Source organism: Marichromatium gracile, assembly GCF_004343155.1.
GTDB lineage: Bacteria > Pseudomonadota > Gammaproteobacteria > Chromatiales > Chromatiaceae > Marichromatium > Marichromatium gracile.
Map to the genome: position 1 here is coordinate 186,007 of NZ_SMDC01000007.1, position 11,170 is coordinate 197,176.

Below are 11,170 nucleotides of genomic sequence, written 5' to 3' on the forward strand. Positions count from 1 at the left end.
GCTGGACATGCGTATTCATCTGCTGGTGCTGGCCCTGTGCCTGTGGGGCGGGGCGGCGGTCGCGGACGATCGGCTCCGCATCCTCCACATCAACGACCACCACTCCCATCTCGACCCCGAGCCGGGCGCGCTGGATCTCGCCGGACTCGACGACGTCGAGGTCGAGATCGGCGGGCTCGCCCGGGTTGCGGCGCTGATCGCCCGCGCCCGCGCCGCCGACCCCGAGGTGCTGGTGCTGCACGCCGGTGATGCCATCACCGGTACGCCCTATCACAGCCTGTTCGACGGCGAGGCCGATGCCGCGGCGATGCGTGAGATCTGCTTCGACGCCTTCGCCCTCGGCAACCACGAGTTCGACGGCGGCGATGCCGGGCTCGTCCGCTTCCTGCGCGCGCTCAATCCGTCGGACGGCGCGGGCTGCCGCACCCCGGTGCTGGCGGCCAACGTGGTGCCCGCGCCCGGCACCCCGCTGGCACCGCGCGGCGAGGCGCCGCTGATCGACTCGCACGTGGTGCTCGATCGCGGTGGCGCGCGGATCGGCATCGTCGGGCTCGACATCGCCGGCAAGACCCGGCGTTCGTCGAGCCCGCTGCCGAGCACCCGTTTCCTCGACGAGCGCGAGACGGCGCAGCGCGAGATCGACGCGCTCACCGCCCAGGGCGTCGAGCGCATCGTGCTGCTGACCCACTACCAGTACGCCAACGATCTGGCGCTGGCGCGTGCGCTGCGCGGGGTCGACGTGATCGTCGGCGGTGACTCGCACAGCCTGCTCGGCGCCGGCCTCGCGCCCCTCGGACTGAACCCGGTCGGTCCTTATCCGAGCCGGGTGCATGATCTCGACGGCAATCCGGTGTGCGTGGTCCAGGCCTGGCAGTACGCCGCTCTGGTCGGCGAGCTGGAGGTGGTGTTCGATGCCGCCGGACGGGTGCGCGCGTGCACCGGAACCCCGCGTCTGCTGCTCGGCGAGACCTTCCGCCGCGACGGCGCGCCGCTCGACCCCGAGGTCGAGGCGCGGGTGCGGGCGCAGGTCGCGCGCACCCCGGAGCTTGTGCCGATCGCGCCCGACCCCGCGGTGGCTGCGGTGATCGCCCGCTATGCCGATCAGGTGAAGGCGCTCGGCAGCCAGGTGGTCGGCGAGGTGAGCGAGGATCTCTGCTTCGAGCGTATCCCCGGCGAGGGCCAGAGCGCGCGCTGCGACCGACGCGCCACCCAGCTCCACGGCGGCGACATCCAGCAGCTGGTCGCCCAGGCCTATCTGGCGCGTGGTGCGCACGCCGACGTCGCGCTGCTCAATGCCGGGGCGGTGCGTATCGATCTGCCCGCCGGGCCGCTCACCCTGGCCGATGTCTATCGGTTGTTGCCCTTCGGCAACACCCTGGTCGAGCTGGAGTTGAGCGGGCGCGAGCTGCGCGCGCTGCTCGAAGGGGCGCTGGCGAGTTTCCTCGACGGTCCCGGGTCGAATGGTGCCTATCCCTATGCCGCCAACCTGCGCTGGACCCTGGATCTCTCGCGCCCGGCCGGTGAGCGGCTCTCGGCGCTGAGCTTCCGGCGGCGCGGCGAGACCCACTGGCGCCCCCTGGGCGACGACGACCGACTGAGCCTGATCACCAACAGCTTCCTCGCCGCCGGTCGCGACGGCTACGACGGTCTTGCCGCCATCGTCGGGCACGACATCGGCACCACCGACGCTCAGGTCTTCATCGAGTATCTGCAGCGTGATCTCGGCGGCGCGGCCCCAGGCGCGGCGCTGCTTGCCGTGCCGCCCCGGGTGAGGCCGCTGCCCTGCGCCGAGTACAGCACCCAGCGGTTGATCGGGCGCGACGGCGACGCGCGTCGTGCGGACCCCGAGGTGCCTGCGGTGTGCGCGAGCGCGGGCTGAGTCGGCTCAGTCGGCGCAGACGGCGATCGCCAGGGTGAAGGCCTTGCCGGCGGGGTCGCGGTGGATCTGGCGGGGGAGCAGCAGCCGACCGTCGCCAGCGGCGAGCAGCGCCGCGGCCTCGGCGACGCTCGGTGTGGCGACCGCCGTGGCGACCCGCGCCGAACCGCCCGGCACCTCGACGGCGGCCAATCGCGCGGCCGCGAAGCCCCGCAGCGGCCAGCCGCGCGCGGCGGCGAGTGCGTGCAGCGCGGGCTCGGCGCACTTGTGATCGAGGCTGGCGATGGCGCGCACCTCGATCGCGCCGAGTGGCCCGAGCGCGGCGTCGATGGCAGACTCCAGGCTGGCGCGCGCCACGCCGCGCTGGAAACCCACCCCGATCGTGATCGCCCGTCCGGATTCAGCCATGTCGAACGCCCCCGTCCATCACTGTCCCGCACTCTTCCTCAGCGCCTGCTCCTCGGGGCAGGGCAAGACCACGCTGGTCGCCGCGCTGGCGCGTCATCATCGTCGTCAGGGCCGGCGGGTGCGGGTGTTCAAGATCGGGCCGGACTTCCTCGACCCGATGATCCACGCCCGCGCCAGCGGCGCCGAGGTCGAGCCGCTCGATCTGTGGATGGTCGGCGAGACGGCCTGCAAGGCCAAGCTCCATGCCGCCGCCGGCGCTTCCGACCTGATCCTGGTGGAGGGCGCGATGGGGCTGTTCGACGGCACCCCCTCGGGCGCCGATCTGGCCGAGTGCTTCGGGCTGCCGGTGGCGGCGCTGATCGATGCCCGCGGCATGGGCCAGACCTTCGGCGCGCTGGCGCTGGGGCTGGCGAGCTACCGCCCCGGGCTGCGCTTTGCAGGGGTCGCGGCCAACCAGGTCGCCAGTGCCCGTCACGCCGAGATGATCGCCGCCGGGATGCCCGCGACCGTGCCCTTCCTCGGCGCGCTGCCGCGGCTGGCCGAGGCGGCGCTGCCGAGCCGTCACCTGGGACTGGTGCAGGCCGCCGAGATCGCGGATCTCGAACGTCGTCTCGACGCCGCCGCCGAGCGGATCGCCGACAGCGCCCTGGCGCGCCTGCCCGAACCGGTCGCCTTCCACGCCCCGGCGGCGATCGAGCCGCCGCCCCGGCTGCTCGCCGGGCGCCGGATCGCGGTGGCGCGCGATGCGGCCTTCTCCTTCCTCTATGCCGACAACCTGCGCCTGCTGGAGACGCTGGGCGCCGAGGTCGTCTTCTTCTCGCCGCTGGTCGATGCCGGGGTGGAGGCCGATGCCGTCTACCTGCCCGGTGGCTACCCGGAGCTGCACCTCGACCGGCTCGCTGCCAATCAGGCCATGCACCGGGCGCTGCGCGCCCATGTCGAGGCCGGGAGGCCGCTCTACGCCGAGTGCGGCGGCATGCTCTATCTGCTCGAGCGGCTGGTCGACAAGGCCGGTGACGGCGCTCGGCTCGCCGCGCTGTTGCCGGGCGAGGGGCGGATGCAGCAGCGTCTTGCCGGGCTGGGGATGCAGGCGCTCGGCGGGCTGCGCGGTCACAGCTTCCATCACTCGACGATGCAGGGCGCGCCTGCGCCGGTGGCCTTCGGCACGCGTCAGCGCGACGGCGCCGAGGGCGAGCCCTTCTATCGTCACGGTTCGATCCGCGCGAGCTATCTGCATCTCTATTTCCCCTCCTCGCCACGCGAGGCCGCCGCGCTCTTCCTCCCCGATGCGGGCGACGCGGCGGGCGCGATGGCGCCGTCGCTGACCCGGTCGCGGCCCTCGCGCTTGCTGCGATAGAGCGCGCGATCGACGGCCTCGATCAGGTCGTGCTTGTCGACCGCTCGGGGCTGTCCCTCGGTGCTGATGACGCCGAGGCTGATGGTGAGTCGCAACCGCTCGCCGGGCACCTGGAACTCGTCCCTGGCGATGTCCCGGCGCAACCGTTCGGCGAGCGCCATCGCCTGCGCACGTCCGGTCTCGGGAAGGATGACGAGGAACTCCTCGCCGCCATAGCGCGCGAGCTGGTCGGTCTCGCGGATCGCCTCGCGGCAGCGCCGGGTGAGGATGCGCAGCACCCGGTCGCCGGCCTGGTGGCCATGGCGGTCGTTGACCTGCTTGAAATGATCGATGTCGAGCAGGATCAGCGACAGCGGCCGGTCGTAGCGCGCGGTGCGCGCCAGCTCGGCGTCGAGCAGCTCCTGCATGTAGGCGTGGTTGTGGGCGCCGGTGAGTCCGTCGCAGCGCGAGCGGGCGAGCAGCGCCTTCTGTTCGAGCAGGGCGGCGATGATCGGGCGCAGGGTGATGACGGTGAGCAGGTAGATCGCCGTGGTCGAGGCGAGTATCGCGACCAGGAGCGGCAGGATCTGGCGTTCGATCGGACGCGCGTGCTCGGCATCATCGACGATCAGCAGGATGCGCCAGTCGGGGTAGCGTTCGAGCCTCTGCTGCCTGATGGTGAAACCGTCGGTCGGGGTAGCGGCGTCGAGATGCTGCATCAGTGCGGCGCTCATCCGTGGTGTGATCTTCTGTGTCGAGCAGTAGCTGCTGCGTACCTCGCCGAAGATCAGGGCCAGCCCCACGCCGGGTCGGGTCTGGCGATCGACGGCCTCGTGCAGCCGCTGATCGTGCATCACCAGTAGATCGGTGCCGATGCGTCGGCCCGTCGCGTCGTGCAGTGGTGAGCAGTAGTACAGCCGGTGTCGCGCCTCGTCCGCCGCGAGCAGTTCGATACGGTCGTCCGGGGCGGTCGAACACTTCTGGTCATAGAGCGCCGGCACCGCGACGCCCGCGCTGTAGAGACGGCTGCCGTCGGGGGCGTAGCGGGCCACCGAGACCAAGTCCTCATGGGCGCCGATGGCGTCGGCGAGCTTGGGCCGGCTGAAGGCGACCAGCGCCTCGCGATCGATCTCGTCGCGCAGATAGGCCGCCTGGCGCGCGCGGATGGCGCTGCGGCTGGCGACCTGGCGGGCGATGTTGCGCTGGTCGTCGAAGATACTGTGGATCAGTGCGCTGCTTTCGGTGAGCTGGAAGGTGATGCGCTCGTCGTGGATGTACTCCAGGTGCTTGATCAGCGGGCGCATGCCCAGCAGATAGAAGCTCGCGACCAGAAGGGTCACGGCGAGCCCGACGATGACATAGATGTTATGGATGTTCTGGCGGTGTTGCATCCCGGGCTTCGGCTGTTGCTGATGCCGCTCCGGCGCATGTCGGCCGGACCTGGTTTATTGCTCGGGCTTGATCGCGCTCAACAGGGTCACCGGCATCGCCGTGCGCCAGCCGTCGAAGGCGCCGAGCGGGCTGGCGTGGGCCACCGAGATCCGGGTCAGCTCGCCGCCGATGCGCCCGCGCAGCTCGACCAGGAAGGCCTCGCTCTGCAGGGTGACGGCATTGGCCACCAGCCGCCCGCCGGGTTTGAGCGCCGCCCAGCAGCGCTCGGCGACCCCGGCGCGGGTCAGACCGCCGCCGATGAAGATCGCATCCGGCGCTGCCAACCCGTCGAGCGCCTCGGGCGCGCGTCCGGCCACCAGCATCAGGTCAGGGACCCCGAGCGCATCGCGGTTGGCGGCGATCAGCGCCTGACGTTCGGCGTTTGCCTCGATGGCGATGGCGCGCGCCGTCGGCTCGGCGCGCAGCCACTCGATGCCGATCGAGCCGCTGCCGGCGCCGACGTCCCACAGCAGCTCGCCGGGCAGCGGTGCGAGCCGCGCCAGGGTCGCCGCGCGCACGTCGCGTTTGGTGAGCTGGCCGTCGTTGGCGAAGGCCGCGTCGGGCAGCGCGCCGCGGCGTGAATACGACTGCCTGCCGGCGTCGGCACGGCACTCCAGCGCGATCAGGTTGAGCCGCGCACACTGCTCGATCGACCAGTCGGCAGCGCGTCCCTGCAGGCGACGCTCGACCGGACCACCGAGGTGCTCGAACACCGTCAGCCGACTCTCGCCGTAGCCGCGCGCCGTCAGCTCGGCGGCGAGCGCGGCCGGGGTCTCGCCGTCGGCCGAGAGCACCAGCAGCCGCGCCCCCGGGGCGAGGTGCAGGTTGACCCGGGCGAGCGGACGACCGTGTGCGGGCACCACGGTGATCTCGTGCAGCGCCCAGCCGAGCCGGGCGGCGGCGAGCGAGACCGAGGAGGGCGCCGGCAGCACCCGCAGCGCGGCGGCGCCGAAGCGTGCCGCGAGGCTCGACCCCGCACCGTAGAACATGGGGTCGCCGCTGGCGAGCACGCAGACCGCTCGTCCGCGCAGCGCCTCGAGCTGGGGGTAGGCGTCGCTGAAGGGGCTGGGCCAGGGGCGCAGTTCCTGCTCCGATCGCGACTCGATCAGGCCGAGATGACGCGCGCCGCCGAAGATCACCTCGGCCCCGGCGATCGCCGCGCTCGCCGCCTCGCCGAGCCCGGCGAGTCCGTCCTCGCCGATGCCGACGACGGTCAGCCAGGTCGAGTTGAGAGGGGCGCTGGCTGGGGTCGGGTCGGTCATCGCAGGCTCGGTCGGTCGGGGTGGATTGCAGGGTGGCGCCGGAGTGGCCGCCCGCTGGCGCAGGCATTATAATCAATCTTTTGCTGAACATGCCTCCCTCTTCCCCCAGGCAGACCACCCTCGGCCATGGCTTGTTCGTCGGGATCCACCGCGACCCTGACCCCTCCCGTCTTGCCGCTCGATAGAGATTTGCGATGATCGAATACAACCGCGACGCCCACGACATCTACCGCCAGTCCTTCGCCATCATCCGTGCCGAGGCGAACCTGGCACGCATCCCCGCCGACCTCGAGAAGGTCGCGGTGCGCGTGGTCCATGCGTGTGGCATGCCCGACGTGGTCGAGGACCTGCTGTTCTCCGAGGGCGCCGGGGCCGCCGGGCGCGCCGCGCTCCAGGCCGGTGCGCCCATCCTCTGCGACAGCCGCATGGTCTCCGAGGGCATCACCCGGGCGCGGATGCCCGCCGACAACCCGATCATCTGCACCCTGCAGGATCCGCGCGTGCCGGAGCTGGCACGCGAGCTGGGCAACACCCGCACCGCCGCCGCGCTGGAGCTGTGGCGCCCGCACCTGGAGGGGGCCGTGGTGGTGGTCGGCAACGCCCCGACGGCGCTGTTCCGTCTGTTCGAGATGCTCGATGCGGGCGCGCCGCGCCCGGCGCTGATCCTCGGCTTCCCGGTCGGCTTCATCGGCGCGGCCGAGTCCAAGGAGGCGCTCGCCGCCGACAGTCGCGGCGTGCCCTATATCGCCCTGCGCGGGCGGCGTGGCGGTAGCGCCATGGCGGTGGCGGCGGTCAACGCGCTCGGCAGCGAGCACGAGTGAGCGACATGGGCAAGGGCCGTCTACTCGGCCTGGGCATCGGCCCGGGCGACCCCGAACTGCTCACCCTCAAGGCGCTGCGCCTGTTGCGCGCCGCGCCCGTGGTGGCCTACTACATCGGCAAGGGCAAGCGCGGCAACGCGCTCGCCACCATCGAGCCGCATCTCTGCGAGACCCAGGAGCGCCTCGCGCTGGTCTATCCGGTGACCGGCAAGCGCCCGCCGCCGCCCTACGACTACGAGGGGGTGATGCGCGCCTTCTACGACGAGTCGGCCGCGCGCATCGCCGATCATCTCGACGCCGGGCGTGATGTCGCCGTCGCCTGCGAGGGCGATCCCTTCTTCTACGGTGCCTTCATGTATCTGCACGACCGCCTCGCCGAGCGCTATCCGGTCGAGGTGGTGCCGGGCATCTGCTCGGTGATGGCCAGCGCCTCGGTGCTGCGCACCCCGTTGGTCTATCGCGACCAGTCGCTGCAGGTGATCGCCGCCACCCTCCCGGAGGCGGAGCTGGAGGCGCGGCTCGCCGGGGTCGAGGCCGCGGCGATCATGAAGCTCGGCAGCAACTTCGCCAAGCTGCGCCGGGTGCTCGAACGCCTCGGCATCGCCGATCGCGCGCGCTATGTCGAGCGCGCCACCATGGACGGCGAGCGGGTGCGGCTCTTCGCCGAGGTCGAACCCGAGCAGGTGCCGTACTTCTCGATGGTGCTGATTCCCGGCGAACGCTGGCAGGGGGCATGATGGAACGGATCGAACAGGGACCGCTGCTGCTGGCCACCAGCGCGCGTGGACGGGTGACGGCCGGACGTATCGCCGCCGCCTGCGACGAGATCAACCCGCACCCGTGCGCCTTCTCGACCGAGGCCGAGCAGGGCTGCGACGAGGCGCTGCGCGCGAGCTATCGCGCCGGGTTGCCCTGCGTGGTGCTCGGCGAGGTCGGCGCCGTGGCGGTGACCCTGGCGCCGCTGCTCGATGCCCGTGGCGATCACGCCGGTGCGGTGGTGGTGGTCGCCGAGGACGGCTCGGCGGTGGTGCCGCTGCTCGGCGCGGCGCGTGGCGCCGACGCCCTGGCCGAGCGCATCGCCGAGGTGCTCGGGGTGCGCGCGGCGATCACCGCCGTCGAGCCGTCGCGCCCGCGTCCGGGCCGCCTCGCGGTGGTCGGGCTGGGACCGGGCGCGCACGCGCTGATGGCCCCGGCGGCGCGGCTCGAACTCGACCGGGCGCAGGACATCATCGGCTACAACACCTATGTCGAGATGGCCGGTCCCTTCCGCCCCGATCAGGTCATCCACGGCTCGGACAACCGCTGCGAGATGGATCGCGCCCGCGCCGCCTTCGCGCTGGCCGCCGAGGGGCGGCACGTGGTGGTGGTCTCCTCCGGCGACCCCGGCGTCTTCGCCATGGCCACGGCGGTGCTCGAGGCGCTCGACGAGCACGCCGAGCCGGCCTGGCACGCGGTGGAGCTGGCGGTGGTGCCGGGGATCTCGGCGGCGCAGGCCGCCGCCGCGCGCATCGGTGCGCCGCTCGGTCACGACTTCTGCATCCTCTCGCTCTCCGACAACCTCAAGCCGTGGTCGCAGATCGTCCACCGGCTGGAGCTGGCCGCCCGCGCCGATCTGGTGATCGCCTGCTACAACCCGATCTCGCGGGCGCGGCCCTGGCAGCTCGGCGAGGCGCTGGCGGTGCTGCGCGGGGTGCGTGACGCCGACACCCCGGTGGTGCTCGGTCGCGACGTCGGTCGTCCCGCCGAGCGGGTGCGGGTGACCACCCTGGGCGCGCTCGACCCGCAAGAGGTCGATATGCGCACCGTGGTGATCATCGGCTCCTCCCAGACCCGTCACTTCAGTGCCCCCGAGGGGCGTGACTGGGTCTATACCCCGCGCTGGTATCCGCAGCCTGCCGAGCAGGACTGAACCTGCCAACGGCAGACGTCGCCGCTGCGGGCGGCGTCTGCCTCCAAGCGATCTCTTTCAGTGACCGCTCAGCGCTCGGGCGGGTGGTCGAGCTTGCGTTCGAGCCAGGCGAGCGCCTCGTCGACCCGCGCCACCGTGGGGCGTTGCGGGCGCGGCGGGCGGCGGCGCATCACCACCTCGATGCCGCGTTCGCGCGCCGCGGTGAGCTTGGCGGCGGTAGCGGTGCCGCCGCTGTTCTTGCAGACGATGGTATCGATCCGGTGGGTGTCGAGCAGGTCGCGCTCCTCCTCCAGGCCGAAGGGCCCGCGCGCGAGCAGCAGCTCGGCGTCGGCGAAGGGCGGCATGGGATCGGGCGCGCTGACCGCGCGGATCAGGAAGTGGATGTCGTCGAGTCCGGCGAAGGGCGCAAGCTCCTGACGACCGAGCGCGAGCAGCACGCGTCGTGCGCCGCGCGCGCGCAACCGGGCGCGCGCGCCCTCCCAATCGTCGGTCTCGAACCACTGGTCGTCGGGCTGCGGCTGCCACGCCGGGCGCTCGATGCGCAGCAGCGGCACCGCGGCGGCGGCACAACCGGCGTGGGCGTTCCAGCCCATCGCCGCGGCGAAGGGGTGGGTGGCGTCGATCACCGCATCGGCCTGGACCGTCAGCAGGAAGTCGGCCAGCCCCTCGGCGCCGCCGAAGCCGCCGACCCGGGTCTCGCCGGCGGGCAGCCTGGGGTTGTCGGTGCGTCCGGCCAGCGAGTTGATCAGCCGGATCCCGGTGCGTCCCGCCAGCGCCTCGGCCAGCGCATAGCCCTCGGTGGTGCCACCGAGGATGATCACCGTTGCCCTCATCGTGCCTGTCCGCCCTGCCAGCGCTCCTCGTGGATCAGGCCGTCGAGCGCGGCGCGCTCCAGCCAGCCGGCGCTCTCCAGCTCCGGGCGTTCGTGGAAGAAGCGCACATAGCCGACGCAGAGATAGGCGATCACGTCGATGTCCTCGGGGATGGCGAGGATCTCGCGCAGCCGCTGGTGGTGGATGATGCTCACCCAGCCGACGCCGATGCCCTCGGCGCGCGCGGCGAGCCACAGGTTCTGGATGGCGCAGACGCTGCTGTAGAGATCCATCTCGGGGTTGGCGGTGCGCCCGATCACCACCGGGCCGTGACGGCTGCGGTCGCAGGTGACGCAGATCCCCAGCGGGGCCTCGAGGATGCCCTCGAGCTTGAGGCCGCGATAGGTCTCGCGCGATGCGGGATCGAACTGCTCGGCGGCCTCGGCGTGGGCCTGGGCGAAGGCGGCCTTGATCTCGGCGCGGGTGTCGCGGTCGCGCACCACCACGAAGTCCCAGGGCTGCATGAAACCGACGCTCGGCGCGTGATGGGCGGCGGCGAGCAGACGGCGCAACACCGGCTCCGGGACCGGGTCGGGGAGGAACTCGCGGCGCACGTCGCGCCGCGAGAAGATCGCCTTGTAGACCGCCTCGCGTTCGCTGTCGGTGAATGCCCATTGGTTGTGCGCCAAGGCTCTGTCCTCCTTATCGTGCTGTCGTGGTGGGAGGCCGGATGACGGTTCGATGACCGCACGGCGCGCGGATTATACCCGGGGCGGGGCGCGGGTGCGGCGATGACGCGCGCGATCCCCGCGCGCAAGGGGTATGGGTCAGTTCGGCGGCCGCCAGTCGCCAGCAGCCAGCCGCCAGCCGCCAGCCGCCAGCCGCCAGCCGCCAGCCGCCAGCAGCCAGCAGCCAGCAGCCAGCAGCCAGCAGCCAGCAGCCAGCAGCCAGCAGCCAGCAGCCAGCAGCCAGCAGCCAGGATATTGAACCGCAATGGCGCGAAGGGCGCGAAGGGTTTGAGCAGAGACGGCGATCCGGTAGGCCGGGCAAAGCGCAGCGTGCCCGGCGGAGCAAGGCGTCTTACGCTGTCGCTGAGCGTTCAGCGTTCAGCGTTCAGCGTTCAGCCGCCAGCAGGCGCGCTGACCAGACGGCGGTGCGGACCCGCGCCGGTCGCGACCTACGCCAACCTTACCCCCTCACTCACTTTGCGCGCTTCGCGACTTGTATCTTGCCACCCCGTGGTGGTTAGCTCCCACCGCGCGAGATTGAGGCAGCTCGATTGCGACTGAAGGCCTGGACCTTGCCGCAAAGATTC

Annotated in this window: 10 protein-coding genes and 1 pseudogene; 6 read left to right on the forward strand and 5 right to left on the reverse strand. The window is 71.9% G+C overall.

What is annotated here, in order from left to right; genetic code table 11:
* Window positions 1–7: 7 nt before the first annotated feature.
* The gene (locus tag EDC29_RS11685; protein WP_132229974.1) at window positions 8–1,879 is read left to right on the forward strand and encodes a bifunctional metallophosphatase/5'-nucleotidase; all 1,872 of its coding nucleotides are present in this window, start codon (window positions 8–10) and stop codon (window positions 1,877–1,879) included.
* A 6-nt stretch (window positions 1,880–1,885) separates the two neighbouring features.
* Here the strand turns inward: EDC29_RS11685 and EDC29_RS11690 are convergent, their stop codons facing one another.
* Window positions 1,886–2,284 (reverse strand): cobalamin biosynthesis protein, encoded by a 399-nt coding sequence (locus EDC29_RS11690; protein WP_132229976.1) that lies wholly within the window; start codon window positions 2,282–2,284, stop codon window positions 1,886–1,888.
* Between EDC29_RS11690 and EDC29_RS11695 the strand changes: the two genes are divergently transcribed.
* Window positions 2,283–3,641, forward strand: a complete 1,359-nt coding sequence (locus EDC29_RS11695) for a cobyrinic acid a,c-diamide synthase CobB (RefSeq protein ID WP_123140651.1) — start codon at window positions 2,283–2,285, stop codon at window positions 3,639–3,641. The two genes, EDC29_RS11690 and EDC29_RS11695, sit on opposite strands and share 2 nt — an antisense overlap.
* Here EDC29_RS11695 and EDC29_RS11700 read toward each other — a convergent pair.
* Window positions 3,524–5,011, reverse strand: coding sequence for a GGDEF domain-containing protein (locus tag EDC29_RS11700; RefSeq protein WP_132229978.1), 1,488 nt, complete (start codon window positions 5,009–5,011; stop codon window positions 3,524–3,526). The genes EDC29_RS11695 and EDC29_RS11700 overlap by 118 nt on opposite strands.
* A 54-nt stretch (window positions 5,012–5,065) precedes the next feature.
* Window positions 5,066–6,313 carry a precorrin-6y C5,15-methyltransferase (decarboxylating) subunit CbiE gene (gene cbiE, locus EDC29_RS11705; protein WP_132229980.1) on the reverse strand — a complete coding sequence of 416 codons (1,248 nt, stop codon included), beginning with the start codon at window positions 6,311–6,313 and terminating at the stop codon, window positions 5,066–5,068.
* A 194-nt stretch (window positions 6,314–6,507) separates the two neighbouring features.
* Here cbiE and EDC29_RS11710 point away from each other — a divergent pair, with 194 nt between their 5' ends.
* The 4 genes and pseudogenes from EDC29_RS11710 (at window position 6,508) to cobJ (ending at window position 9,043) form a co-directional block, all read left to right on the forward strand.
* Window positions 6,508–7,134: a precorrin-8X methylmutase gene (locus tag EDC29_RS11710; protein ID WP_123140654.1), complete on the forward strand. Its 627-nt coding sequence runs from the start codon at window positions 6,508–6,510 to the stop codon at window positions 7,132–7,134.
* A 5-nt stretch (window positions 7,135–7,139) separates the two neighbouring features.
* Window positions 7,140–7,871 carry a precorrin-2 C(20)-methyltransferase gene (locus EDC29_RS11715; RefSeq protein ID WP_132229982.1) on the forward strand — a complete coding sequence of 244 codons (732 nt, stop codon included), beginning with the start codon at window positions 7,140–7,142 and terminating at the stop codon, window positions 7,869–7,871.
* A pseudogene (locus tag EDC29_RS17675) lies at window positions 7,871–8,188 on the forward strand (precorrin-3B C(17)-methyltransferase); the annotation flags it as partial. The gene EDC29_RS11715 and the pseudogene EDC29_RS17675, both read left to right, overlap by 1 nt.
* Window positions 8,189–8,317: 129 nt before the next feature.
* Window positions 8,318–9,043, forward strand: coding sequence for a precorrin-3B C(17)-methyltransferase (gene cobJ, locus EDC29_RS17680; RefSeq protein ID WP_411910411.1), 726 nt, complete (start codon window positions 8,318–8,320; stop codon window positions 9,041–9,043).
* Between the two features lie 68 nt (window positions 9,044–9,111).
* Here cobJ and EDC29_RS11725 read toward each other — a convergent pair whose 3' ends face one another.
* Both EDC29_RS11725 and bluB read right to left on the reverse strand, forming a co-directional pair.
* Window positions 9,112–9,876, reverse strand: coding sequence for a cobalt-precorrin-6A reductase (locus EDC29_RS11725; RefSeq protein WP_123140656.1), 765 nt, complete (start codon window positions 9,874–9,876; stop codon window positions 9,112–9,114).
* Window positions 9,873–10,544: a 5,6-dimethylbenzimidazole synthase gene (gene bluB / locus EDC29_RS11730; RefSeq protein WP_123140657.1), complete on the reverse strand. Its 672-nt coding sequence runs from the start codon at window positions 10,542–10,544 to the stop codon at window positions 9,873–9,875. The genes EDC29_RS11725 and bluB overlap by 4 nt, the downstream gene beginning before the upstream one ends.
* Window positions 10,545–11,170 lie beyond the last annotated feature (626 nt).